This window comes from Dactylosporangium sp. CA-139066, assembly GCF_050936175.1.
In the GTDB taxonomy this organism is placed as follows: domain Bacteria; phylum Actinomycetota; class Actinomycetes; order Mycobacteriales; family Micromonosporaceae; genus Dactylosporangium.
The window spans coordinates 6422948-6448823 of the sequence record NZ_JBNJNH010000001.1 but is presented as its reverse complement, the minus strand read 5'-3'; the positions used below and the strand labels follow the sequence as shown (position 1 = coordinate 6448823).

Here is a 25876-nt window from a genome sequence, read left to right as displayed (position 1 = left end):
GCAAAAAGTCCTGCGGCCTCGTTCGGGCGCGCAGGACCAGCGATCTTTGGTGAACGAAAAATAGGTGTTTCTTACCGATGGGGACTATCGGCCGTACAGACGAGTGAACTTCTACCGGGGGCGCTAATAGGCTCACCTGGCCCCAATCAGATCGTGGGGTGACCCCCCATTTCGCAGGAGGCCAGGATTTGAACTCCCGGTTGCCCCGGTACGCCTTATTCGCCGCGACAGCGGCGACGACCGTCGTGGCGGGCGCTGCACTTGCGCCGCTGCCCGCGATGGCCGAAACGACCGGACCCAATCTCAGCTACGTCGTCAACGCGGTGAGCAAGGAGCGGACGGCGGACGCCGCCGCTGCTGTCACCGCGGCCGGCGGCACGGTGACGGTGTCGTACGCCCAGATCGGCGTCGTCATCGCTCGCTCCACCAATCCCTCGTTCGTCCAGGCGGTGAAGGGCAACACCCACGGTGACGCCGTCCTGTCGGTGGGCGCCACCCGGACCGCGGCGCTGCCCGCCATGACCGAGGACACCGAGGCCGTCGACGACTACGCGCCGGACGCGATGGAGAACGCGACGCGTCAGAGCGACATGGTCCTCATCGGCGCCCGTGCGGCGCACGAGGTCAACCTCGGCAGCTCCACCGTCACGGTCGGTGTGCTCGACGACGGCATCGACGCCAACCACCAGGACCTCGCGCCGGTCGTCGACCAGTCGAAGTCCGTCAACTGCGTGGGAACGGGCGCTCCCGACACCACGCCGGGGGCGTGGCGGCCCACCAGCATCACCGCCGACTACCACGGCACCCACGTGGCCGGGACCATCGCCTCGGCCAAGAACGGCGTCGGCATCGTCGGCGTCGCGCCCGGCGTCAAGCTGGCCTCCATCAAGGTGGTCAACTCCGACGGGTTCATCTACCCCGAGTACGCGATCTGCGGCTTCGTCTGGGCGGCGGAGCACGGCATCCAGGTCACGAACAACAGCTACTACATCGACCCCTGGCTGTACTGGTGCGAGAGCCAGGCCGACCAGGCGCCGGTCGTCGAGGCTGTCCGCCGGGCGGTGGACTACACCACCGCGCACGGCATCCTCAACGTGGCGGCGGCGGGCAACGAGAACCAGGACCTCGCCAACAAGACGGTGGACACGACGAGCCCCGACGACACCAACCCGGTGCGCCGCACGCTCGACCCGAGCTGCCTCGACCTGCCGAGCGAGCTGCCCGGCGTGGTGACGGTCTCCTCCACGACCCAGCCGACCGTCCCCGCGACGGCCGTCGGGCCGTGGGCGCCCGGGCTGACCACGCAGCCGGCGCGGTCGTCCTTCTCCAGCTTCGGCCTCGGGGCGGTGGATGTGGCCGCACCCGGCTCGAGCATCTACTCCACCTCCCCGTCGACCGGGGTCAGCAGCTACCGGACGCTGTCGGGTACCTCGATGGCGTCGCCGCACGTGGCGGGCGTCGCCGCCCTGCTGGTGTCCAAGCACCCGGGGGCAACCCCCGACTACATTGCGGAGCTGCTGCGCAAGCAGGCGATCCCGCTTGCCTGCCCCACCTCGGGCACCGACTACACCCAGGGCCGGTGCAAGGTGGACCCCGCGAACCCGAAGGTCAACGGCTTCTTCGGGTACGGCCTGGTCAACGCCTACAAGGCCGTCACCGAGGCCGAGGACGTGACCGCGCCGAGCGTGGCGGTCACGGGCGTCACCCAGGGCCAGCAGGTCACGCTGGGCGTGCCGGTCACGCCCGGCTGCACGACGACCGACGCCGACAGCGGCGTGGCGAAGGCCGCGACCCTGGCCGTCACCGGCGGTCCGAAGGTCGGCTACTTCACCGCCACCTGCTCGGGTGGCCGTGACCGCGCCGGCAACACGGCCGCTCCGGTCAGCGTCACCTACCAGGTGGTGTACGGCTGGCACGACTTCGGCTCGCCGATCAACGTCGGCAAGCTCAACGTCGTGAAGGCCGGCAGCGCAGTCCCGGTGAAGTTCAGCCTGTCGGGCAACCAGGGCCTGGACATCTTCTCGGGCGGTGCTCCTTCGGTGCGGGCGGTCGCGTGCGACACGTCGGCCCCGCAGGACCTGGTGGAGACGACGGTCACGGCCGGGTCGAGCTCGTTGACCTATGACGCGGCAACCGACCAGTACAACTACGTCTGGAAGACGCAGAAGAACCAGGCGAAGACGTGCGGGCAGCTGGTTGTCACGCTGATCGACGGCACCATTCACACCGCGGATTTCATGTTCAACTGATAACCGCGGTCGTCATGAAACTGTCATTTTTGCTGGTTTTATGACGACGGTATGACAATGGCAAATAGGAGGGGCCCCCGACATGTCGGGGGCCCCTTCGGGTTATGCCGGTGGTGTAGGTACCGCGCGGCCGGGTAGATCGCGGCGATGGCTGTGTTGCGCTGGCTGCGCGAGGAGAAACTGGCCGGGGAGCTGTCGGCGGAATTCGCCGGGACGATGATTCTCATCCTGTTCGGGTGTGGCTCGGTCGCACAGGTCCTCGCCGCCGGGCTCGGCGGCCACGACAGCATCGCGTGGGGGTGGGGGTTCGGCGTGACGTTCGGCGTGTACGTCGCCGGGCGGCTCAGCGGCGGCCACCTCAACCCGGCCGTGAGCGTGGCGCTCGCCGTGTTCAGCGGCTTCGAGTGGCGCAAGGTGCTGCCGTACTCCCTGGCGCAGACCCTCGGCGCCTTCGTCGGCGCCCTGCTGGTGCGCTGGAACTACGGGTCGATGCTGCACGCCGTCGACCCGGGGCACACCGTCAAGACGCAGATCGTGTTCTCCACCTTGCCGGGCAACGGCACCCTGCCGGTCGACGTGCGCGACGCGTTCCTCGACCAGATCATCGGCACGGCGATCCTGCTGTTCCTCATCATGGCCGTCACCGACGTCCTCAACGTCGCGCCGCGGGCCAACCTGATGGCGCTGGTCGTCGGGCTCATCGTCGTCGCGATCGGCATGTCGTGGGGCTCCGCCGCCGGGTACGCCATCAACCCGGCACGCGACTTCGGGCCGCGGGTCGCCTCGTTCCTCACCGGCTACGGGGGCGCCTTCGTGGACCAGACCGGCTACCCGTACTTCTGGGTGCCGATCGTCGCGCCCTTCATCGGCGGCCTCATCGGCGCCGGGGCATACCGCCTCGCTGTCTCGCGGTACCTGCCGGCCGAGCAGCGCGAGCCGGGAAGGGTGGACCAGACCAGTGGCTGACTACGTCGGGGCGATCGACCAGGGCACCACCAGCACGCGGGCGATGGTGTTCGACCACGACGGCGGCGTCGTGGCCCAGCGTCAGGTCGAGCACCGCCAGATTCTGCCGCGGGCCGGCTGGGTGGAGCACGACCCGGCCGAGATCCTGCGCAACGCGCGGCTGGTCGCCGGCGAGGCCTTCCAGGGGTACCAGATCCGCGCTCTCGGCATCACCAACCAGCGTGAGACCACCGTGGTGTGGGACCGGCGCACCGGCACGCCCTTCGGCAACGCGATCGTGTGGCAGGACACCCGCACCGACCGGATCGCCGAGGCCCTCAACCGCGACGGGCGCGGCGAGCTCATCCGGCGCAAGAGCGGCCTGCGCCCGGCCACGTACTTCTCCGGCGGCAAGCTGCAGTGGATCCTCGAGCACGTCGACGGCGCCCGGGACGCGGCCGAGCGCGGCGACGCGCTCTTCGGCACCATCGACACCTGGCTGATCTGGAACTTCACCGGCGGCCGGGTCCACGCGACCGACGTGACCAACGCCAGCCGGACCATGCTCATGGACCTGGAGACGCTGGACTGGGACGACGAGCTGCTGGCGTGCTTCGGCGTGCCCCGCGCGATGCTGCCGCGGATCTGCCCGTCGTGCGATCCCAGCAGCTACGGCCGCACGGACGAGGGGATCGCGCTCGCCGCCGCGCTCGGCGATCAGCACGCCGCCACCGTCGGGCAGGTCTGCTTCGCGCCCGGCGAGGCCAAGAACACCTACGGCACCGGCAACTTCCTGCTGCTCAACACCGGCACCCGGCCGGTCCGCTCGGAGCACGGCCTGCTCACCACGGTCGCGTACCGGTTCGGCTCCGCGCCGCCGGTCTACGCCCTGGAGGGCTCGATCGCCGTCACCGGCGCCGCGGTGCAGTGGCTGCGCGACCGCCTGCACATCATCGGCACCGCGGCCGAGAGCGAAACCCTCGCGGCCCGGGTGCCGGACAACGGCGGCATGTACTTCGTGCCCGCCTTCTCCGGCCTGTTCGCGCCCTACTGGCGCTCCGACGCGCGCGGCGCGATCGTCGGGCTGTCGCAGTACGACACCGACGCGCACCTCGCCCGCGCCACCCTGGAGGCGATCTGCTACCAGTCCCGCGACGTCGTCGAGGCGATGCAGCAGGACTCCGGCGTGACCCTCGACGTGCTGAAGGTCGACGGCGGCGTCACCGCCAACGACCTGTGCATGCAGCTGCAGGCCGACATCCTCGGCGTGCCGGTGAGCCGGCCCGTGGTCGCCGAGACCACCGCCCTGGGCGCCGCCTACGCCGCCGGGCTCGCGACCGGCTACTGGAACGACACGGACGAGCTGCGGGCCAACTGGCACGAGTCGCACCGCTGGACGCCGACCTGGTCCCCTCAGCAGCGCGCCGAGGGGTACCAGCACTGGCACGACGCCGTCCGCCGAACCCTGGACTGGATCGAGATCGGGGCCTGACCATGGACCACACCGGCACCATGTCACCGACCGCCAGGAACGAGGCCCTCGCGGCCCTCGCCGGCGCCGAGCTCGACGTCGTCGTCATCGGCGGCGGCGTGGTCGGGGCCGGCTGCGCCCTCGATGCCACCACCCGTGGCCTGTCCACGGGCCTGCTGGAGATGCGCGACTTCGCCAGCGGCACCTCGAGCCGGTCGAGCAAGCTCATCCACGGCGGGCTGCGCTACCTCGAGATGCTCGACTTCCGGCTGGTCCGCGAGGCGCTGCGCGAGCGGAACCTCCTCCTGCGCCGGCTGGCCCCGCACCTCGTCCGGCCGGTGCGCTTCGTGTACCCGCTCACGCATCACGTGTGGGAGCGCGCCTACGTCGGCGCCGGCGTCACGCTGTACGACATCATGGCCGGCCGCGGCCCCGGCGCCCTGCCGCGCCACCGCCAGCTGACCCGGCGCGCCGCGCTGCGGATCTGCCCGGCGCTGCGCCCGGACAGTTTCGTCGGCGCCATCCAGTACTGGGACGCGCAGGTCGACGACGCCCGGCACACGGTGTTCGTGGCCCGCACCGCCGCCGCCTACGGCGCGCACGTGCTGACCCGCGCGCAGGTCATCGGGTTCCTGCGCGAGGGCGGCCGGATCACCGGCGTGCGGGTGCGCGACCTGGAGGACGACCGGGAGTTCCAGGTCCGCGCCCGGCAGGTCGTCAACGCGACCGGGGTCTGGACCGACGACACCCAGGCGATGATCGGCGAACGCGGCCAGTTCCGCGTCCGCGCCTCCAAGGGCATCCACCTGGTCGTGCCGCGCGACCGCATCCGCTCCGCCGCCGGCCTGATCCTGCGCACCGCGACCAGCGTGCTGTTCGTCATCCCGTGGGGCCGGCACTGGATCGTCGGCACCACCGACACCGACTGGACCCTCGACAAGGCGCACCCGGCCGCGACCAGCACCGACATCGACTACCTGCTGCGCGAGGTCAACAAGGTCCTCGCCACGCCGCTGCGCCGCGACGACGTCGAGGGCATCTACGCCGGCCTGCGCCCGCTGCTGGCCGGCGAGTCCGAGCTCACGTCGAAGCTGTCCCGCGAGCACCTCGTCGCCACGCCGGTCCCCGGGGTCGTCGCGGTCGCGGGCGGCAAGTACACCACGTACCGGGTGATGGCCGCCGACGCCGTCGACGCCGCCGTCCACAACCTGGGCGGGGCGGTACCCCCGTCGTGCACCGACCAGATCCCGCTCGTCGGCGCCGACGGGTACGCGGCCCTGTGGAACCGGCGCGCGACGCTCGCCGCCGAGAGCGGCCTGCACGTCGCCCGGATCGAGCACCTGCTCGGCCGGTACGGCAGCCTCGTCCCCGAGGTGCTGGACCTGATCCGCGACGACCCGGGCCTGGCGTGGCCCGTGCCCGGTGCCGACGACTACCTGCAGGCGGAGGTGCGCTACGCCGTCGAGGCCGAGGGCGCCCGCCACGTCGAGGACGTGCTCACCCGCCGGACCCGCATCTCGATCGAGACGTTCGACCGGGGCATGACCGCGGTACGCCCCGTCGCCGGCCTCATGGCCGAAGCGCTCGGCTGGACCGCCGAGCAGATCGACCGCGAGGTGGACAGCTACCGGCTGCGCGTGGAGGCGGAGCGGGCCTCCCAGGACCAGCCGGACGACTGCACCGCCGAGCTGATCCGCAGCGAGGCCCCCGACGTGGTCCCGGTGGTGCACGCCGTCTGACTAGGATCGTTGCGTGCACACGGAACGGGTCCGGTTGCGGCGCTGGGAAGACGGCGACCTGGCCGCGTACTTCGACATCTACTCGCGCTGGGAGGTCATGCGCTGGCTCGGCGCACCGCCGCGGCGGGCCGTGCGTGACCTGGCGGAGGCGCGTGAACGCCTCGCCCGGTGGCACGAGCGCGAGGCGGGCCTCGAGGCTCCGCTGGGGCTCTGGGCGCTCGTGCCGGTCGAGGACGCGGCGCCGCGGCCCGTGGGGACGGTGCTGCTCCTGCCGCTGCACGACGCCGACGGCCCCACCGATGAGATCGAGATCGGCTGGCATCTGCACCCCGATCACCAGAAGCGCGGACTGGTCACCGAGGCCGCGGAGGTCCTGCTCGGTGCCGCCGCCGCGGCCGGTATCAGGCGCGTGCTCGCCGTGACCGATCCCGACAACGCCGCGTCGCAGGCGGTGGCGGGCCGCCTCGGCATGGCCGACGAGGGCCTGACCGATCGCTGGTTCGGCACGACGACCCGCCAGTTCGCCTGGACGGCCAGCGCCTGAGGGGCCGCGCGGGCTCGACGTCAGGATCCGCAGCCCTCCTCGCCGGAGGCCGTGACGATCGCCTGCACCACCGGCTGCGCCGTCGCGCCGATCTGGCCGCGGCTGGGTAGCGTCGGTGGGCGTGGGCTGCGACAGATGCCCACGCCCACCCGTCTTGTCGGCTACCCCCTTGGCCGACTTCTGCTGGCCGGGCCTGCGACGAACGGCAGGAAACGGTTCGGCCCGGCGATGTTGAGATACCCGCCGCCGCGAGGTGAAACCGACCTCGTAGGGTTCGCCCGCACCGCGGTGGTGCGGCATGCGCCAACGGGTGGATCAAGAGCCAATGATCGGCGGCGGGTGCCGCCCGGTCCACTGATCCATTCCGGGGTACCGCCGAAGCATGATCCGGCTGTGACCATCCGCCGACTCACCGCCATCGCCGTGACCGCGCTCGTCCTGACCGGCTGCGGCCCCGACAAGACACCGACCGAACCGGACAACCTGGTCGGTATCGCCCCGTCCGCCAGCGCCAGCCCCAGCCCCAGCGACTCGCCGAGCCCGACGCCGGCGGCCACCACCGCGGCCGCGCCGACGACCGTGCCCGCGGTGCCGACGCCGGCCGCGACGACGAAGAACCCGGCGCCGGTCAGGACGACGACGAAACCGCCGGCGCCGAAGACGACACCGCCCGCGGCCGTCTACTACAAGAACTGCGACGACGTCCGCGCGCACGGAGCGGCGCCGCTGTACCGCGGGCAGCCCGGCTACCGGGCCGGCCTGGACCGCGACGGCGACGGCGTGGCCTGCGAATGACGAGCGGTCATCATTCGCAGCTGTCACCGGCCCGGCCGGACGGCGCTCGCGGCGCGACCGGTGTCAGGTCGCCCACGTCGAGGCCGTGCCGGTGCAGCAGTTCCTGCAGCTGGCTGGTCGTGCACCAGTGCTCAGCACCCCAGGGGTCGGTGGCGCGGTGCCACATGCGGTCGCCCGTGCCGTCGCGGTCGCACCAGACGGCCTCGACCCGCCATCCGTCGGCGTGCAGTACCGCCTCCGCCATGACCCCATGATCGCTCGGAGTTTTGGCAGGTCAAAGGCCTGACGGAACTACATCCCGGTCATTCAAGTGTTTCCTATTGAATCGATCGGAAAAGACAACTATGGTCACGGGCGTGCACTCATCGAAGCCCATGTCTCGCCGCGCCCTGCTGGCGACCGCCGCCGGTGCGGGCGCGGCCACCGTGTTGATCCCGTCGCCGGCCGGCGCCGCCGCGCCCCGGCTCGACACGCTGCTCGAGTGGTACGACCGCACCGCCACCACCATCGGGGTCATCACCGGGCCACAGCAGGTGACCAACAGCCGTACGTGGGCCGTCGCCTGGATCGCCGCCTGGCGCGCGGTGTCCGCCGTGCGTCCGGGCGCCGACGCCGAACTCGCGCTGGCCGCCGCGGTCCACGAGACCCTCATCACCACCAATCCCGCCGCCGCGCCGGCGCTGGACGCCGCGCTCGCGACCACCCTGGCCCGGCTGAGCGTCCGGCGCCCGGAGCGAGCCGTCGCCGCCGGCGTCGACGCCGCCCGTGCGGTGCTCGCCGAGCGGGCCGGCGACGGGCTCGACCCGGCCTCGGTCAACCGGCCGTTCACGCCGCCGGCGGCCGCGCCCGGCGTGTGGCAGCCGACGCCACCCGCCTTCGCCGCCGCCGTACAGTCCGGGCAGGGCGACGGGCGGCCGTTCCTGGTGCCCAGCGTGGAGCCGCTGCAGCCGGGACCGCCGCCGGCCCTCGGCAGCGCCGTCTACCTGCGCGACCTCGCGGAGTCGCGGGCGGTCGGGGCCGTGGACAGCGCCGTGCGCACGGCGCAGCAGACGGCCGTGGCCCGATTCTGGTCGCAGAGCTCGCTCAACGGCTTCACCGGTGCGCTGCGCACGACCGTCGCGCCGCACGGCTCGCACGCCGCGGACCGGCGCCCGCTCGGGCAGCGGATCGCGCTCGTCGCGCTGTTCCACGCGGCGACGATCGACGCACAGATCACGACGTACAGGGCGAAGTACCGCTTCCTGTTCTGGCGGCCGGTCACCGCGATCCGGACCGGTTCCGTCGCACCGGATCCGTCGTGGACGCCGCTGCTCGCCACGCCAGCCCACCCGGAGTACCCGTCGGGGCACACCACCTACGCGGGCGCGGCGCAGGCGGTGCTGGAGACGCTCGCCGGGCCGCCGCGGGCGGCGTTCTCGCTGACGAGCGCGGTGGCGACCGACGTGACGCTGACGTACCGGCGCTGGTCGGACCTGACCCGCGACAACATCGATGCGCGCGTCTGGGAGGGCGTGCACTTCCGCAACACGGACGAGGTGGGGGCGGCCGTCGGGCGGCGGGCGGCCCTGGCCGCGCTCGCCCGCTGGACGGGGCGGCCGCTGTAGCGCCGGCTGGGCTTCGACGAGCTGCACCTCGACCGTTGGTGATCGCCGAGGTCCGTGGTTTGATGACGGCCCATGAGGACTCGGCGGGCGTTGCTCGGTGTGGTTGCGGTGGTCGCGGCGGCCCTGGCCGGAGGCTGCGACTCGTCGTCGCAGACCACCGGTGATGCGTGCACCGATGTGCGCAACACGATGACGCACTACACGACGGACGCGCCCGAGTACAAGGCGATGACGGACGAGGTGCAGAAGAGCTACAAGGGAACGGGCGACCCCGGCAAGCTCGAGGCCGCCAAGGCCACCTACTACAAGGCGTTCGGCAACGCGTTGCGGCCGATCGCGGACGAGGCGAAGGCGCCCGAGCTGAAGACGGCGATCGCGAAGGTGGCGGACGCGTACAGCGCGGGCAACGGCGACGTCAGTGCGCTGCAGGACGTCGTCAAGCTGTGTCCGCAGCAACCGTAGACGGCTTGCCTCATCGACGATTCCGCACGCTCGGGCCTTGATCCCGCTGCGGTCCTGTCTGGCCAGGCGATTGACCCGGGTGCGGGTGGGCGCGAAGATCAGCGGCGACGGGCTGGTCGGCGGCATCGGTCCGCCGGCGCTCGAGCCGTTCGATGAAAGAGCTGGCATGTTGGTCAAGGCGCCGCGCGCAGTCATCGCGGCACTGGTGCTGGTGGCGGCCGTCGCTTCCGGCTGTAGCGGGCCCGGCCTCGGGCCGCGCGATGGTGCCGCCGCCCGGAACGCCTCGCCGCCGCCGAAAGTCACCCTCAGCGCGCCGGCAGCGCTCGGGTCGTGGAAGCAGGCCACCGACCAGTCATCGGCCCGCGCGCTGGTCGCCGTGTTCACGGACGCCACCAACGCGTTCGCGGTGCGGTACGAGCAGCCCGGCAAACCGCCCAGGACGCTGATCGTCCTGGGCGCGACCGCCGCACGCTTCCATCCCGGCGACGCGACAATCCAGCAGGACGCCTTCTATACGGCGCTGAACAGCAGCTCAGCGCCAGTCGCCCCAAGGCCCCGACCTGGGTCAGCGGCCATATCGGCGGCGAGTCGGCGTGCGCGGACACGGACTCCTTGGGCACCGGGTACGCCGCCTGCACCTGGATCGGCCCCGGCGTCCTGATCGCGTTTCTGGTGCAGAACACTGACACCGACACCGCCAGCCGGGAAGTCGAGCCGTTGGTCGGCGACTTCATCACCATCCAGTAACCGCGGGGGACCAGGGGCAACTCGCGCGGGTCAGGTGGCGTGGCGATCGGACCTGGTGTCCTGGTCCAGTTGCGGGAGCAGGTCGTTGATCGCATGGACGATGTCCGTCAGGCCGGCTTCGGCCGCGGCGTCGGCGCTGGCCGTGAGTACTTCGGCGGCTTCGGCGTGTCCTGCTGCAAGCAGCAGTTGGCCGAGGGTGTAGCCGACGACGGCGATGCCGTCGGGTTGTTGGAGTTGGGTGACGATCTGGAGCGCGTCGGCCAGTCGCGGTATGGCGGATGGATGGTCGTCGCGGTCGAGGTCGATTCGGGCGAGGCCACAGCTGGCGTTGGCGATGCCGTCGAGGTCGCCGAGATGTTGGTAGAGCTCGAGACTTCGCTGGCGTAGCGTGGCGGCTGTGTCATGGTCGCCGCGCTGGTGGGCGATGTCGGCGATTTTGCCCCAGGTGATGGCGGTGGAGCGGGTGTCGCCGAGCCGCTCGTACACCGGCAGCTGCACTTCGCGGCGGATGCGGAGTGCTTCGTCGAGTTCGCCGCGTCGGTGGGCGATGTCGGCGATGTTGCCCCAGGCGATGGCGGCGGCGCGGATGTCGCCGAGCCGCTCGTACACCGGCAGCTGCACCTCGCGGCGAATGCGGAGTGCCTCGTCGAGTTCGCCGCGCTGGTAGGCGATGTCGGCGATGTTGCCCCAGGCGATGGCGGCGGCGCGGATGTCGCCGAGCCGCTCGTACACCGGCAGCTGCACTTCGCGGCGGATGCGGAATGCTTCGTCGAGTTCGCCGCGGTCGTAGGCGATGTCGCCGATCTGCCCCCAGGATCGCCGCCTCCTCCGCCTCATAGTCCAGGTCGTCACGCCCCTGCGGCGACGACGCCATGAACGCCAGCCCCAGTCGGTACGCGTCCAGCGCTGACGCCGCGACCGGCGCACCAAGCCGACGGGCCACCCGGCCTCCGACGGCGATCCCACTGTCCGGACCTCGAACACCACCGGCCGCCGGGCCCGGCTCAACAGCATCGCGAACTGGCCGCCGTCGCCGTCCAACCAGGCGTACAACTCGCGACCCAGCACGAGGAACGCCGACATGTCCCCGCCCCGGTACACCGCCTGCGCATACCGGGCGGCCACGTCGTGCAGGAACGCCACATCGGCCGGCGACAGGACCCGGCGGCGGCCCACCCGCGTACCGTCCGCCAGCAGCTCGAAGCCGGAGGCGTCCAGCACCACACCGGTCGTCACCCAGCACCTCCGCACGATCGACAGGAGCCCGCACAGCAACCTGACGGACAGCGGCTGGCAGTGCGAAGCGTTCGGCCGGTGGCGCTGATCAACCAGTGCGATCTGCCAACAAAGTTAAACAATTCGCTGTTGGACATTGTTCGGTGGCGGCGAAGTGGAACACACTGGGCATTCCTGACCCGTCCGCCAGCGGGAGATGCCCATGTTTCGATTGCAGTTCAGGCCGCGGCCCAAGGTTCTCGCCATAGTGGCGGGGGCCTTGCTCGTCGTCGGCCTCGGTACGGCGCCCGCGTGGGCGCAGCAACAGCGTCAGGGGCCGCCGGACCCGTCGATTCCGGCCAACGACAGTGCGCGTGGTCTCGTGTACGACGGGTTCAAGGTCGGTACCGGGCGCTGCAAAGGGCTGTTCGAGCTCAAATCCGTCCCGGGCGCGTGCACCCACGGACCCGACGCATCCTTCGCCGGGACCGATGTGAAGCGGTCCGTGGCGCCCCTCGCGGAGTCGACGAACGCGGCGCAGGCCGCGGCCGCGGCGAACATCGTGTGTGACGGTGACGGGCAGTCCGGCAACCGGGTCCAGGTGCTGTACATCCACGGCTCCGGCAACGCCGACCGCTACAGCCAGTATCTCGCCTCGATCCGCACCTGGACCCAGGGCGTGGACGACATCTACAGCGCCAGCGCGGCCCAGACCGGCGGGGTGCGGCACATCCGGTTCGTCACCGACGGCTCGTGCAACATCTCGGTGACCGACGTGGCCATCGACAACGGGTCGCTGTCCGACTTCGGCAACTCGGTCAACGCGATCAAGGCGCAGGGGTACAACCGCACGGATCGCAAGTACCTCATGTACGTCGACGCGACCGCGCTGTGCGGCGTGGCCTACGTGACGCTCGACGATCGGCCCGGGCAGGACAACGCCAACAACTCCGGGGCCAGTTTCAGCCGGGTCGACTCCGGGTGCTGGGGTTCCGGGCCGGCGGCGCACGAGCTCACCCACGCCATGGGCGCGGTCATGAGCAGCTCGCCGAACCACACCGCCTACGGGCACTGCACCGACGACTACGACATCATGTGCTACAACGACGGGCCGGGCACCGTCCTGCGCGTCGTGTGCACCGACCAGGCCCAGGACAACCGCCTGGACTGCAACAAGGACGACTACTTCAACACCAACCCGCCGGCCGGCTCCTACCTGGCCACGCACTGGAACACCGCCAACAACCGCTTCCTGCTCACCAGCGGCGGCTCCGGTGGCGGCGGCATTCCGGCGGCGGCCGGGACGGTCACCGGTCCGGGCGGCAAGTGCGTGGACGTGAGCGGCGACGACACCGGCGGCAACGGGGCCGCGGTCCAGTTGTGGGACTGCCAGTCCTACGCGGTGGACCAGCACTGGACACACAACGCGGACGGTTCGCTGCAGACGCTGGGCCGGTGCCTGGACATCGTGGGGAACGGGACCGCGCTCGGCGCGCTGGTCGAGCTGTGGGACTGCAACGGCGTCGGTGGGCAGAAGTGGGTGCAGCAGGCCGACGGGTCGCTGCGCAATCCGCAGTCCGGCCGGTGCCTGGACTCGCCCAACGGGGCGACCGGCAACGGCACCCGGCTGCAGATCTGGGACTGCAACGGCAGCGGCGCGCAGAAGTTCGCCGTCAACGGCGGCGGCACGATCAACGGCCCGGGCGGCAAGTGCGTGGACGTGAGCGGCGACGACACCGCCGGCAACGGGGGCGCGGTCCAGTTGTGGGACTGCCAGTCCAACGCCGTCGACCAGCACTGGTACCACAACACGAACAACTCGCTGCGGACGCTGGGCCGGTGCCTCGACATCGTGGGCAACGGGACGGCGCTCGGCACGCAGGTCCAGTTGTGGGACTGCAACGGGGTCGGGGGCCAGGCGTGGGTGCAGCAGGCCGACGGGTCGCTGCGCAATCCGCAGTCCGGCCGGTGCCTGGACTCGCCCAACGGGGCCACCGGCAACGGCACCCGGCTGCAGATCTGGGACTGCAACGGCAGCGGCGCACAGAAGTTCGCCCTCGTCTAGAGGTCCGGCACGAGGATGGCCGTCCCGCCGGGCGGCCATCCCGCGTATCAGGACCCGGCAGGGTCACGCGCCGCTCGGCGAGGGGACAGCGGGCCGGCGGCGAGGTCGCTAGTATCCGGCGCCGTGAAGGAACTCATCGGACGGCTCGTGCTGCCCGTCATCTGTGCGCTGCTCGGGCTCGGGGTGTACTGGTTCGGCGGGATCGGCGACAACAGCGACGTCACGTGCGGCGGGCGGGTCATGCGGCCCGCCGACTCGTGCGACCACGTCACCAACGGCGCGACCCGCACCAACGACTACGACCAGGAAAAGGCCGAGCACGCGCGGCTGTCCAACGGGATCAAGTACGCCGGGCTGGGCATCGTCGGGCTCAGCGGGCTCGCCGTGGTGTACGTCGGCGTCTCCGGCGGCATCCGGGCGGCCCGCCGCAAGCGGGCCGCCGCGTAGCCGGCTCAGGCGGCGACGGCCGTCATCGGCAGGCTCGTCGGGCTGACCATCACCCACGGGTTGCGGAACTCGGCGGGCTCGGCGTGGTCGACGGCGAGGTCGGCGTACCGGCGCAGGAGGATCTCCATGGCGATCCGGGCCTCCAGGCGGGCCAGCGGCGCGCCCAGGCAGAAGTGCAGGCCGTGGCCGAAGCCCAGGTGCGGGTTCGGGGCGCGACGCGGGTCGAAGCGCTCCGGGTCGGCGAAGACGCGCGGGTCGCGGTTGGCGGCGGCGAGCCACGGCACGACCAGCGCGCCGGCCGGGATCGCGACGCCGGCGAGCTCGGTGTCGGTGGTGGCGCGGCGGATCAGGCGCGGGAACGGGGTGCGCAGCCGCACGACCTCCTCGATCGCGCCGGGCAGCAGGGCCGGGTCGGCCCGCAGATCCGCGGCGGCGTCCGGGTGCTCGTCGAGGCAGAGCATCATGTTGCCCAGCGTCGCCGTGGTGGTGATGTGCCCGGCGATCAGCAGCAGGCCGACGAACCCGACGATCTCCTCGTCGGACAGGCTAGCGCCCTCGGTCTCGGCGAGCACGAGCCGGCTGGTCAGGTCGTCGCCGGGGGCCGCCCGCCGCGCCCGGATCCGCTCCAGCAGATAGGCGTTCATCTGGTGTACCGCGGGAGCCGCCGCGGCCACCGCCTCCCCGTTCGCCAGGCGTGACACGGGCTGGTCGGGGCCGGCCTCGGCACGCTCGAAGATGCGGTCCGCCCACTCGCGGAACAGCGGCCGGTCCTCGGCGGGGATGCCGAGCAGCTCGGCGATGACGATGACCGGCAGCGGGTACGCCAGGTCCTCCACCAGGTCGAACCCGTCCGTCCCGGCCCGGGCGTCCAGCAGCGTGGTGGTCACCTCGGCGATGCGCGGTTCGAGGCCGGCCACCACCCGCGGCGTGAACGCCTGGCTGACTAGCCGGCGCAGCGCGTCGTGCCGCGGCGGGTCCATGCGCACGAAGTTGCCCCGCTGGAACAGCTCGAAGTCCTCTTGTTGGGGGAGGAGGTCGCCGAGGTCGGAGGAGTATGTTGCGGCGTCGGCCAGGACGGCGACGGTTTCCGGGTGCCCGAGCACGTTGGTGCAGCGCTGCGCACCGTCGTAGGAGACGGGACCGTCGCGGCGGGACCGCTCCAGCCAGGCGTGCAGGTCGGTGAGGGTGAGGGTCGGCATCGCCGGGGCCTACCCGGCCGGCCCGCCGCCAAACGCCCGGGCCGCCGGCGCACTACGGGCATCGCCCGTCGCGGCGGAGCTAACGGTGTGGCCGGCGCGCGGGCTGGGCAACCGGACGGGCGTTGCGGCGGGCCGCTCGCGGCCGGATCGTCAGCTGGGCGGCCAGCGCGGTGACGGCCAGCGCGGCACCGGCGGCCAGGACCGTCCACAGCGGAGCCGGCGACGGGCGGGGCGCATCGATGGACAGCGACGGCAGGAACAGACCGATCGTCGCCCACGCGACGAGTGCGGCCAGCAGGCCCGCGACGACGCCGGCGGCCACGACGCCGAGCGCGGTGGCGGCGTCGGTCCGCGCGGTCACCCGGCGCGGCATGCCCTGGATGCGCAGCGGGCCGTACGCGTCGGCGGAGGACGCCGCGACCACCACGGTCCCGGCGGCGCCGAGCAGCGCGGCCAGGGCGCCGGCGACGAGGAAGAACCGCAGGGCGAGCGGAGCGCCGCGGTGGCCCAGGGCGGCGCGCTCGTCGGCGACCGTGTGGCGGGCGACGACGGTGAGGCCGTGCGCGGCCAGCTCGCTCTCGACCGTGGCCGGCGCGCCCGCGGCGAGCCACACCTGGCCTTCCTTGACCACGCCGGAGTCGGTCGAGAGCAGGTCGGCGCGCTCCAGGTCGACGAGCGTGCCGTGCCGGCCGAGGCCGGGCACGGCGTGCAACGGGGCGGCCACGCCGGCGGTCACCGCGACACCGTCGAACAGGCCGAACGCGCCGTCGGGCGGCAGCGGACCCGTCGACAGCACCGGCAGCGCAACGGTGAGGTCGGCGGGGCGCACGGTACCGGCGCTGCTGCGGCCGGTGCTGGGCAGCGTCAGCGCGAGCCCGTCGGCGGTCGTGGCGGCCGTCGCGGACGGGGGCGCCTCCCAGTGCCGGGCCAGGTCGGCCGGGGTGCCGTCGGCGTCCAGGCGGTGCACGGTCAGCCGGCAGACCGGGCCGACGGCTGTCGCGACTCCGACCCGCAGCGCGACGAGCCGGCAGCCGGCGGCACAGGACGGGTCGTGGGCCTGGTAGGTGTGCCGCCCGGCGAAGAGGGCGCCGAACCCGAGCGCCACCGCCGGGCCGCCGTTGTCCGGCGCGAGCACGGCGTACAGCGAAGTCGCCACCGTGCCGGCGTCGGCCAGGGTCAGCTCGACGGTGAGCGTCGTGCCGCGCAGGCGTACCGGCTCGGGCACCGTCATGGCCTGCAGGCGCGCGGCCAGGTCGCGCGGCGGCAACGCGGCGTAGTCGGGGTGCCAGATCGCGACCGCGGGCAGCCGTGCCGAGTCGACGGCGAGCACGGGCGGGGCGCCCGTGGACAGGACGGGCAGCGGTACCGCGGCCATCGCGAACTTCCCGCCGGGATCCACGGCACGGGTCGCCGCCAGCAGCGCGGACCGGGTGGTGTCGCGCACGGTCAGCACCGTGGGGGCGCCGGTGGCCAGGTCGGCGGCGCGGGCCACGGTCGCGGCGGACACGTCCGTCGCGGTGGCCGCAAAGCCCAGCAACCCGAACGCGACAACGAGCAGCGCCAGCAGCCGCTGGCCGGTCGGCTGGCGGGCCAGCCGGGTCGCGGTCAGGGCGGTGACCAGCCGTCCGCGGTGCAGCGCCCGGCCGGCGATCCGGGCGGCGAGCGGCCCGGCCAGTCGCGCGGCGAGCAGGCCGATGGCCAGCATGACCAGCGGCGGGGCGAGCAGCGCGACGCCGGACAGCGTGCCGCCGCGAGCCTGCACCTGGACCACGGCGGCCACGGCGAGCACCACCACGAGGATCTCGACGGTGAGCGAGCGCCAGAGGCCGGGCCGCCGCTCGGTCTCGCGCAGCAGCTCGGCGACGGGGCGGCCGGCCGAGCGCAGCTGGGCGGCGACGGCGACCACGAGCGCGCCGGCCGTCGTCACGCCGGCCGCGAGGAGCATGAGCGGGTCGGCGTACCGTCCACTGAGGACGGCCACGGCCAGGTAGCCGATCGGCGCGCCGACCAGCACCGCCAGCGCGGTCTCGGCGGCGGCGAACCATCCGCGGCGCACTCCGGTGACGCCGCGCAGCGCGACGACGCCGAGCTCCTGGCGGCGGGCGCGGGCCGCGGCGGCGGCCGCGAAGACGATCAGCGCCCAGCTGAGCGCGGCCAGCGGCACCGCGGCCACCGCAGCGGTGGCGCGGGCCTGCGCCAGGTCGGCGTCGATGCCGGCGATCAGGTCGGGCAGGCGGGTGCCCAGTGCCGGGCTGCCGTCCGCCTGCACGCCGGCGGCGGCCAGCCAGGCGCGCAGCGCCGGCAGCGCGGCGACAGTGATGCCGCCCGGCCCGAAGTACCCGGCGAGGTGCTGCTCCTCGTCGGGATGGTCAATGGCGTTGAGCGTGACCCGGGAGACGTAGAAGGGCACACCGGCGCGGTCGGCGCCCGCGGCGTCGGCGACGGTGCCGCACCAGTACGGCTCGGCGGCGTCGCGGGCCCGCACCACCCCGACGACGGTGAGCCGGGCCGGGTCGCCGGCGGGCCGGTAGATCTCCTCGCCGCCGATGTACGCCCCGGCGGCCAGGTCGAGCGCGTCGCCGAGGCGCACGCCGAGGCCGGCCGCGGCGCGCTCGTTGACCACCACCTCCATGGCGCCCATCAGGCAGCGGCCGGCCACGACGACGACGTGGTCGCAGAGGTCCTGCCGGTAGCCGACCCGCCGGGAGTCGGCGGGCGGGGCCTTCTCCGGCCCGGCCGGGATCATCGTGATCTCGGAGCTGAACACCTGGGTGAGGCCGGGCCCGGCCAGGCGCGGCGTCGCGGACTGTTCGAACCCGACGTCCAGGCGGGGCACGGTCGCGGCGAGCTCGACCGTGCGCTCGACCGTCGACGCGGCGGCGAGGTGCCCGGCGACGATCTGCTCCTCGACGGTGCCCAGACAGGCCGGGGTGGCCACGGCGGCCGCGGTGGCCAGCGCGGCCAGGACCAGGGACAGCGCGAACTGCGCGCGCCGGCCCCGCACCATGTCCCACAGCAGGCCGATCATGCCGCCCCCGCGCTCCGCTGCGAGCCGGTCATACCTTTGCCCGGGCGGTGAGCAGGGCCACGGCGGCGAGACCGAGCGCGGCGGCCGCCGCGCCGGCCACGAGCGGTACCGCGGCCGGACCGGTCGGTGGCGGCAGCACGGACCAGCCGTCGGCGAACGGGTCCACGGGCGCGTCGGCGAGCAGCCGCGCGACCACGGCGGACAGCAGCCCGATCAGCACCCCGGCGACGGCCGGCACGGTCGCCGCCACGAACCCGGCGGCCCGCACCACCCGGCGCGGCGCCCCCTGGACGCGAAGCGCCAGCAGCTGCGCATCGGTGTCGGGGCGCTGCGTGGCGCCGGCGACGCCGAAGGCGCCGGCCACGAGCAGCAGCGCCAGCACCCCGGCCAGCAGGCCGTAGCGCAGGGCCGCGGCCGGGCCGTAGCCGTCCAGCCGGCGGTGCGCGGCCGCCGTGGAGTCCTCGGCGACGACCCGCAGCCCGGCGGCGCCCAGGTCGTCCACAATGGACGGCCGCGCGCCCGGGGCCAGCCACACCTGTTGCAGGTCGCCGGGGACCGCGGTGCCGGCGAGCCGGGCGGCGTACTCGAGGTCGACGATCGTGCCGTCCGCGCCCACCCGCGGCAGCACGCCGCACGGGTCCGGCGAGATCGGCACCGCCACGTCGCCGAAGGGGCTGACGGACGCCAGGTTGTGCTCGTCGCCGGCGGCGACGAAATGCCCGGTGACGAGCGCGGGCAGGGGCACCGGGGTGTCCACGACGTACACCCTCGGGTCGGTCGAGCCCGCCTTCCCCGGCGGGAGCGCGGTCAGCACGAGCGCCCCGTCGCGGTGGGTCGGGCTGACCGACGGCAAGGTGTCGCCGAGGGAGGTGCGCCAGCGGGCGGGGTCGCCGAAGACGCCGGCGGGCACGGCGACGGCACCGTCGGCGAGCAGCTGCCGGATCGTCACGGTCGTGCGGGCACCCTGGAGTTCGACGGTGGTCATCCGGCATCCGCGCCGGCACTGAGGAACATCCACTGTGGACGATCCGGCCGGGAAGACGGCGTTGAGGATTTCGCCGGTACCCCCGGCCACGAACCCGACCACGACGGACACGCCGGGCGCATCGGCGGTGGCGTCGAGCCGCAGCGCCGTGCCGGTCACGATCAGCGGCGCCGGCGCGGGCGGGTGCAGCCGGGCCGCGACGGCCGGACTGGTGCCGGTGACGGCGGCGAAGCGGTCCGAGTCGACGGCGAGCACGAGCCGGCGGTCCCGCCCCGCGCTCTGCACGACCGCCATGGCGGCGGTCCCGGCCGGGTCGGCGGCGCGCACCGCGGCGAGGAACCGCTCCTGGTCGCCGGTTTCGACGGTGAGCACGCGCTCGGCACCGATCGCGATCGCAGCCCGGTCGGCCCGGGCCTCGTCGGCGGCGATCCAGTCCTGCACGGCGACGACGAACAGGCACGCGCCGGCGGCGAGCAGCGGCACGAGCCGGTGCACGGCGCCGCGCCGGGCGAGCAGCAGCATACCGATCCCGGCGCCGAGCCGGCCGTTGTTGTCGCTCGCCACGGCGGCGGCGTGCCCGGCCCGGGCGGCGAGCGGCAGCAGCAGCCGGGACAGCAGGACCGCGGCGGCCAGCGCGAGCAGCACCGGTACGAACGCCTCGAGGCCGAACCCGGCGTCCGGCCTCCCGTGCCGGCTGACCGCCTGGAACACCGCCGCGCAGGCCAGGGCGAGCGCCGCGATGTCGGCGGTGGCACCGCCGCGCCGCGAGCCGTGCGGGGCGCCGGTCTGCAGCAGCCGCTGCACGGGCGTGGTGATGGTGCGCCAGTCGGCCATGATGATCGCGCCGAGCCCGCCGGCGGCGACCGCCCCGACGGCCGGCGGCGGGTACCGCCACGCGAACCCGCCGAGCGCAATGCCCGCCAGCAGCGGCAGGGCGCCCTCCCCGGCGGCGAGGATGAGCATCCGTGAGCGCGCGGTGCCGTGCAGCGCCATGCGGGCGACGTCGAGCCGGCGCGCCTCGGCCGCGTAGCGCGCGGTGACCGCGAACGCCAGCAGCGCGACCACGAACAGCTGAGCGGTGGCGAGCTGTACCCCGCGGCGCACTGCCCGCCCGTCGTCGGCGAGGTGCGCATACAGTTCGGCGGCGCCGGACGAGTACGCGAACTGCTGGCCGCGCAGCCGGTTCAGGGCGGCGTCGATGCGGCCGGGATCGGCGAACAGCTCGGCGGGCAGCAGCGCGTCGAGCGCTGCGTCGGCGAATCCGCTGCCGGCGAGGACGGTTTCGGCGGTGCCGTAGAGCGCGGTGCCGCCCTGTGCGAACCAGTACCAGTCGGTGGGGTTGCGGGCCCGGTACGTGCCGACGACGGTGAGCGCAAGCGGGGCGGTGCCGGACCCGGAGGAGTACCGGGCGCTGTCGCCGACGGCGATGCCGAGCGGCAGCCGCTCGCTGACGACGACCTCGCCGCGCGCGGCCGGGCAGCGCCCGGTGACGAGGACGGCGTCGCAGAAGTTGTCGCGGTACCGCAGCTCGCCCGCGACCGGCCTGGTGCCCAGCAGGAGCGTCCCGGAGCGCCGGAGCCCGACGGCGGCCCGCTGCGCGGGCAGCTCCAGCCCGACGCTGTCGCGGAACCGTTGCAGCGCCGCCGCCGCGACATCGGGGCGGTCGTCGCCGCCGGCGGTGACGCGGCCCTGCACGGTCAGCGTCCGCTGCGCCGGGGTGGCCTCGCGGACCAGGGCGGCCGCGCTGTCGCGGGCCGCCGCGGCGGAGTATGCGGGAGCGGCCGCGATCGCCGCCACGGCCAGCGCCGCGAGCAGTCCGAGGGCAAGCGACGACATGCGCCGCGCACGCACCGCGTCCCAGATCAGCTCCAGCACCGGGCAAGGATACGACGAATCATCGCAAGACAATGACCCGCTTGGATGGTGTGGGCGTTCATTGCGGTTGTGTGACCTGGAAGGCGCCTGCCGCACGCCTTCCAGGTCGGTTGGGCAGCTATCGACCTATGCCTTCTTCGTGCATGTGAGCACGATCAGGGTGTCCGTCGTGATCTGAGTTCCCGCCGGGTGGGACTGCTTCGTCACCGTCCAGTTCGCCGCCAGGATCACCACCGTGTCGCCCGGGTCCTGCGAACCGAGCTGGACCCTGGTCAGCCCGAGGTGCTTGAGCTCGTCCTGGGCCACGGCGGCGTTCTTGCCGACCAGGTTGGGCATCGTGACGGTGGCCGGGACGGGCGACGGTGACGCCGACGGTGAGGCGGCCGGCAGCGGCGCGGTGGTGGAAGGTGCTGCCGCGGCCACTGCCGCCGCCGTTGTCGCGGCGGCGCTGGCGTTTCCGCCCGGTGCGGCGTTCTTCTTGTCCTTGCCGATGACGGCGTTCACCGCGGCGGCGCAGCAGCACAACAGCAGCAGCGCAGCGGCGACGGATATGCCGATGATGACAGCCTTGGACGGCCGGCGACGTCCCGGCGGATTCGGCTGGTTGGTTGTGAACTGGGGGCCGGTAGGCGGGAATTGCTGGTTGTTCTGATATGCCACCGGGCGATTGTTCCGTTGCAAGGATCTATGGCCATCGGGAGTGTGGTCAGCGACTTCCATCCGATCGACTTGATCACAATGAAGCCGCGTCGGTGGGCGCGAGGGTCGCATTGCCGGTGGTCGGCAATGTGCGTGACGCGAGGTTGCCGACCGGTGCCGGTGCGTCGCCTGCGGTCGTCGGCGGATGCTGAAAGTCCTTTCGGTCCGCGTGCGGGGGTGATGACCATGACGACTGGCGTGTTGTACAGCAAGCGACCTGCCGTCCCGGTCGCCGCCTGCCCCCTGCAGAGCGGTTCGCCCGGCATCGGACCGGCGTGGCCGGATGCCGCCGGGGAGCGAGTCGGGCTCGAGCCGGTGCGCCGGCGGCAGTCGCCGCCCGGCCGGCCCGGCCGGTCGACCAGCATCCGCTGACCGTCGGACCGACGACGCGCGCGGTGTCCAGGGCCGGGTAGGCCCGGCCCGTCGACTGCGCCCGCTGTCCCGGACCGTGCTTGTCTTGGGGCCGGCAGCCGGATCTCCCGCCATCGCCAGGGACCGCGTTCGCGTACCCGAAAGGAGAACCAATGCTCACCAGACCAAGCGGCAACGCCGTTCTTGAAGGCCCGGACGACTTCAGGCGCCGTCACGTGGACGAGACCGCGCCGTACGAGCCCGCGGCCGTCGGGGTCGACCTGGGCAGTGCCAACACCAGGATTTGGGCGTCCGGCCGCGGTACCGTGCTCACCGCCAGCTCCGCGTCGGCCACCGCGCGGCTGTCCGGCCCGATGGTTCGGGGCCGAATCACCGACCCCGAGGCGATGCGGACGTTGCTGTCCGGTCTGCTGTCTGGCCGGCGGCGGCCGCTGCCGGCCGGTGTCGTGGTCGTGGCGTGCCGGCCGGTGGGCGGCGGCTCCGGTGCGGAGCTGGCCTTGCGCGAGGTCATGACGACCGTGTTCGAACCGGCGCGGCTGCTGTTCATCGACACCCTGCGGGCCGCGGCGATCGGTGCCGGCGCGGCGCCCGGCCCGTTGCTGATCGCCGATGTGGGCGCGCACCTGACCGAGGTCGCCGTGCTGGCGGGTGGCGTGACCGTCGCCGCCGGGCGGCGCGACATCGGGCTGCACGACCACGCCGACGGGCTGGACCCGGATGCGGCGGTCATCGCCGCCGTCACCGACCTGATCGATCAGGTTCGCCGGCAGCCTCGCCAGCGCCAGGCCGTTGCGGCGGCGCTCCGCGGTGGTCTGCTCCTCGTCGGCGGCGGCGCGGCCCGCCCGCGGCTGGCCGCCCGTATCGCCGGCGCCGCCGGCGCCCCGGTCCGCCGCCCCGCCGCACCGCACCTTGTCGCGGTGCGCGGCGCGGGCCTGGCCGCCCTGGCCGCGCTGCGTCGCCGTGCCATGCGTCCCTGACCGGCGGCCCGTGCGGCACACCGCAATCCGCTATCCGACGACCGTTGACGGGAGACCCGTATGGACATCGACACCGCTCCGAGCATCGACACGCTGCGGCAGATGCTGCAGGCCCAGCTGCGCCAGCACTCCGCGGACCTCACCGTGCTCACCGCCGCGGGCACCGATCCGGGGAGCACCGGCGAGGACCCGCAGACAATCACCGCGCGTACGGCCGCCGCCCGCCACGCGGTCGAGGAGACCACCGCCGCGCTGGCGCGTATCACCGCGGGCGTCTACGGGCGCTGCGAACGCTGTGCCGGCTCAATTCCCGGCGCGCGGCTGGAAATCCTGCCGCACGCCCGGTTCTGCGTGCCCTGCCAGGCGCGCGGACGATGACCGGCTAGCCCCGACAGTGCACCCGCGGGAAGGAGTAACCGTCGCCGTGACGCACATCAGCAGCACCATCGTCGCAGCGCTGCACGAACAGCTGGAGTCGCAGTTCGCGCAGCACATGGCACGGTTGATCACCTTGACGTGCCGTGCGGGCCGGACGGCCGAGGACGAAGCCGCGGTGGCGGTGCTTCGCCAGGCGGTCGCCGAGACGGCCGGAGCCCTGCAACGCATGGCCGACGGCAGCTACGGCCGGTGTGAACACTGCCGGCTGCCCATCCCGGCCGCGCAGCTGCAACGCCGCCCGGCCGCCCGCACCTGCCGTCGCTGCCAGCTCCTTCCCGGCAGCCCGGCGCGGCCGCGCATGGCGACCGCGGCGCCGCGCGCTCGCAGCGCACGCCGACCGAGGCCCGTCCCGTCGGACGGGCGACAAGCACCGAGGAGCCTTGACCGTGTACATCTTCAGCAGGCAGCGAGAACTCGACGTTCTGCGCGTCCTGTTGCAGGAGCATCGCGGCCGGTACCGCACGCAGCTTCGTCTGCTTGACCAACCGCCGTCGCAGCAGCATGCCGGGGCCGGCGACCAGATGACGATGGCGGCGGTCACCCTGCGCCGGCTCGACGAGATCGAACGTGCGCTGCAGGCCCTCGAGCACGGTCGTTACGGCGTCTGCTCGAGCTGCGTGATCGATATCCCGATCGATCATCTGGTCCGGCATCCGGCCGCGAAGCACTGTCCCGCATGCAGCCGGTTTAGACTGCCGGGGACCGGCAAACAAGGGCCGTATGGTCCGCGGTGAGGCGGCCACCGCCCGTATTGCCAGTGAAAGGTGAGGGGCGTGGCCGACAACAGCCGCCGGCGGCGACAGCCCGCCGCGACCGAACTGCCGCAAGCGCAGCTGGCGTGGCTGGCCGACGTCGCCACCGCCGCCGCCTCCGACGCCGGCGGTGTCCCGGTCGAGCTGCTCGGTGACTACCTGCCGATGCTGGCCGACGCGGCCCTCAGCGGACGCCGCCCCAGGCGCGCCGAGCTCGACGCGGTGGGCCGGCTCGGCCGCCAGGCCGCCGAGCAGGGTATCTCGGCCGGACGGGTGGTCCAGCTGTACCTGTCCTCGGCCCGGCGGCTGTGGCAGGACCTGCCCATGGTGGTGCGCTCCCGCGACAGCGAGGTCGTTCGCGCCGCGGCGGCGGCGGTGCTGCACGTCATCGACGACGCGGTCGCCACCCTCGCCGACGGCTACGCGGTGGCCCGCCGCGACCTGGTCCGCCGGGAGGAGGCGCTACGCCGGGAACTCGTCGACGACCTGCTGCGCGGCGACTCCGACCTCGGCAGCGTGGTCGAGCGGGCGGAGCCGTTCGGGCTCGACCTCGCCCGGGTGCACCAGGTGGCGCTCGCCGCCCCGAGCCGGCGGCTGCCCGACACCGACACGGCGATCAGCGCCCTGGAGGCGGTCATCTTCGACCGGCTCGGTGACCGCGACGTCCTCGTCGCCACGAAAGAGGGCCTGCTCGTCGTCCTCGCCCCGGCCGAGGCCAACGCGGCCGGCCGGGCCGCACGCGCCGACCGCAACGACGACCTCGGGCGGCTGATGCACGGCGAGCTCAACCGGCTCCGGCACGGGCGACCCTGGCGGGTTGCCGTCGGCCGTCCCCACCCCGGCCTGTACGGCATCGCCCGGTCCTACGAGGAGGCCCGCGAGGCGCTGACCATGGCCGGGCGCCTGCACGCCGACAAGACGGTCGTCACCGCCACCGATCTGCTGGTGTACCGGGTTCTGCTGCGCGACCAACCCGCCATGGTCGACCTGGTCTCCGCGGTGCTCACGCCGCTGAACCAGGCCCGCGGCGGCGCGGCGCCGCTGCTGGACACGCTGGACGCCTACTTCACCACCGGCGGGGTGGCCACCGAAGCCGCCAAGCAGCTGCACGTCGCGGTGCGCACGGTGACGTACCGCCTCGACCGGATCAAGGCCCTGACCGGCTACGACGCGGCCGACCCGGCGGACCGGTTCACCCTGCAGGCCGCGGTGCTCGGCGCCAAGGTCCTCAACTGGCCCGCCGAGGCGTTGCCGAGCACCGCGTAACC

Annotated in this window: 22 protein-coding genes; 16 read left to right on the top strand and 6 right to left on the bottom strand. The window is 73.2% G+C overall.

The annotated features are described in order from the left end of the window. The first annotated feature begins 278 nt into the window (after window positions 1–278). From ACQEVU_RS29600 to ACQEVU_RS29575, 6 genes are all read left to right on the top strand, one after another. Window positions 279–2249 carry a S8 family serine peptidase gene (locus ACQEVU_RS29600; RefSeq protein WP_433329202.1) on the top strand — a complete coding sequence of 657 codons (1971 nt, stop codon included), beginning with the start codon at window positions 279–281 and terminating at the stop codon, window positions 2247–2249. 153 nt (window positions 2250–2402) lie between these two features. Continuing rightward, window positions 2403–3215, top strand: coding sequence for an MIP/aquaporin family protein (locus ACQEVU_RS29595; RefSeq protein ID WP_433335126.1), 813 nt, complete (start codon window positions 2403–2405; stop codon window positions 3213–3215). Continuing rightward, window positions 3208–4686 (top strand): glycerol kinase GlpK, encoded by a 1479-nt coding sequence (gene glpK / locus ACQEVU_RS29590; protein ID WP_433329200.1) that lies wholly within the window; start codon window positions 3208–3210, stop codon window positions 4684–4686. Before ACQEVU_RS29595 ends, glpK begins: the two co-directional genes overlap by 8 nt. 2 nt (window positions 4687–4688) lie before the next feature. Further along, window positions 4689–6404, top strand: coding sequence for a glycerol-3-phosphate dehydrogenase/oxidase (locus tag ACQEVU_RS29585; protein WP_433329198.1), 1716 nt, complete (start codon window positions 4689–4691; stop codon window positions 6402–6404). A gap of 13 nt (window positions 6405–6417) precedes the next feature. Further along, window positions 6418–6948: a GNAT family N-acetyltransferase gene (locus tag ACQEVU_RS29580; RefSeq protein ID WP_433329196.1), complete on the top strand. Its 531-nt coding sequence runs from the start codon at window positions 6418–6420 to the stop codon at window positions 6946–6948. A 393-nt stretch (window positions 6949–7341) separates the two neighbouring features. Next, entirely contained in the window at window positions 7342–7743 is a 402-nt protein-coding gene (locus ACQEVU_RS29575) for an excalibur calcium-binding domain-containing protein (RefSeq protein WP_433329194.1), read from the top strand. Between the two features lie 10 nt (window positions 7744–7753). Here the strand turns inward: ACQEVU_RS29575 and ACQEVU_RS29570 are convergent, their stop codons facing one another. Further along, window positions 7754–7987 (bottom strand): hypothetical protein, encoded by a 234-nt coding sequence (locus tag ACQEVU_RS29570; protein ID WP_433329192.1) that lies wholly within the window; start codon window positions 7985–7987, stop codon window positions 7754–7756. Window positions 7988–8099: 112 nt separating this feature from the next. On the opposite strand from ACQEVU_RS29570, the gene ACQEVU_RS29565 reads away from it, so the two are divergent. The 3 genes from ACQEVU_RS29565 (at window position 8100) to ACQEVU_RS29555 (ending at window position 10470) form a co-directional block, all read left to right on the top strand. After that, window positions 8100–9347: a vanadium-dependent haloperoxidase gene (locus tag ACQEVU_RS29565; protein WP_433329190.1), complete on the top strand. Its 1248-nt coding sequence runs from the start codon at window positions 8100–8102 to the stop codon at window positions 9345–9347. Between the two features lie 72 nt (window positions 9348–9419). Then, window positions 9420–9809 (top strand): hypothetical protein, encoded by a 390-nt coding sequence (locus ACQEVU_RS29560; protein WP_433329188.1) that lies wholly within the window; start codon window positions 9420–9422, stop codon window positions 9807–9809. A 37-nt stretch (window positions 9810–9846) separates the two neighbouring features. Then, on the top strand, window positions 9847–10470 hold the full coding sequence (locus ACQEVU_RS29555; RefSeq protein ID WP_433329186.1) for a hypothetical protein: 624 nt from the start codon (window positions 9847–9849) through the stop codon (window positions 10468–10470). 116 nt (window positions 10471–10586) lie between these two features. Here the strand turns inward: ACQEVU_RS29555 and ACQEVU_RS29550 are convergent, their stop codons facing one another. Beyond that, window positions 10587–11780: a tetratricopeptide repeat protein gene (locus ACQEVU_RS29550; RefSeq protein WP_433329184.1), complete on the bottom strand. Its 1194-nt coding sequence runs from the start codon at window positions 11778–11780 to the stop codon at window positions 10587–10589. Between the two features lie 259 nt (window positions 11781–12039). Here ACQEVU_RS29550 and ACQEVU_RS29545 point away from each other — a divergent pair, with 259 nt between their 5' ends. Both ACQEVU_RS29545 and ACQEVU_RS29540 read left to right on the top strand, forming a co-directional pair. Beyond that, window positions 12040–13836: a ricin-type beta-trefoil lectin domain protein gene (locus tag ACQEVU_RS29545; RefSeq protein WP_433329182.1), complete on the top strand. Its 1797-nt coding sequence runs from the start codon at window positions 12040–12042 to the stop codon at window positions 13834–13836. Window positions 13837–13959: 123 nt separating this feature from the next. Next, window positions 13960–14283: a hypothetical protein gene (locus ACQEVU_RS29540; RefSeq protein WP_433329180.1), complete on the top strand. Its 324-nt coding sequence runs from the start codon at window positions 13960–13962 to the stop codon at window positions 14281–14283. 5 nt (window positions 14284–14288) lie between these two features. Here ACQEVU_RS29540 and ACQEVU_RS29535 read toward each other — a convergent pair whose 3' ends face one another. The 4 genes from ACQEVU_RS29535 to ACQEVU_RS29520 all read right to left on the bottom strand — a co-directional run bounded on the left by ACQEVU_RS29535 (window position 14289) and on the right by ACQEVU_RS29520 (window position 22090). After that, the gene (locus ACQEVU_RS29535; RefSeq protein WP_433329178.1) at window positions 14289–15482 is read right to left on the bottom strand and encodes a cytochrome P450; all 1194 of its coding nucleotides are present in this window, start codon (window positions 15480–15482) and stop codon (window positions 14289–14291) included. A gap of 79 nt (window positions 15483–15561) precedes the next feature. Then, on the bottom strand, window positions 15562–18510 hold the full coding sequence (locus ACQEVU_RS29530; protein ID WP_433329176.1) for a hypothetical protein: 2949 nt from the start codon (window positions 18508–18510) through the stop codon (window positions 15562–15564). Between the two features lie 28 nt (window positions 18511–18538). Beyond that, window positions 18539–21370: a hypothetical protein gene (locus ACQEVU_RS29525; protein WP_433329174.1), complete on the bottom strand. Its 2832-nt coding sequence runs from the start codon at window positions 21368–21370 to the stop codon at window positions 18539–18541. A gap of 126 nt (window positions 21371–21496) precedes the next feature. Further along, window positions 21497–22090: a PASTA domain-containing protein gene (locus tag ACQEVU_RS29520; RefSeq protein WP_433329172.1), complete on the bottom strand. Its 594-nt coding sequence runs from the start codon at window positions 22088–22090 to the stop codon at window positions 21497–21499. 165 nt (window positions 22091–22255) lie between these two features. Here ACQEVU_RS29520 and ACQEVU_RS29515 point away from each other — a divergent pair, with 165 nt between their 5' ends. The 5 genes from ACQEVU_RS29515 (at window position 22256) to ACQEVU_RS29495 (ending at window position 25874) form a co-directional block, all read left to right on the top strand. Beyond that, the gene (locus tag ACQEVU_RS29515; protein WP_433329171.1) at window positions 22256–22441 is read left to right on the top strand and encodes a hypothetical protein; all 186 of its coding nucleotides are present in this window, start codon (window positions 22256–22258) and stop codon (window positions 22439–22441) included. Between the two features lie 152 nt (window positions 22442–22593). Further along, entirely contained in the window at window positions 22594–23418 is an 825-nt protein-coding gene (locus ACQEVU_RS29510; RefSeq protein WP_433329170.1) for a cell shape-determining protein MreB, read from the top strand. A gap of 60 nt (window positions 23419–23478) precedes the next feature. After that, entirely contained in the window at window positions 23479–23796 is a 318-nt protein-coding gene (locus tag ACQEVU_RS29505; protein ID WP_433329169.1) for a TraR/DksA family transcriptional regulator, read from the top strand. Window positions 23797–24242: 446 nt separating this feature from the next. Then, the gene (locus ACQEVU_RS29500) at window positions 24243–24590 is read left to right on the top strand and encodes a TraR/DksA family transcriptional regulator (RefSeq protein ID WP_433329168.1); all 348 of its coding nucleotides are present in this window, start codon (window positions 24243–24245) and stop codon (window positions 24588–24590) included. Between the two features lie 39 nt (window positions 24591–24629). Next, entirely contained in the window at window positions 24630–25874 is a 1245-nt protein-coding gene (locus tag ACQEVU_RS29495; RefSeq protein WP_433329166.1) for a PucR family transcriptional regulator, read from the top strand. Window positions 25875–25876: the final 2 nt, after the last annotated feature.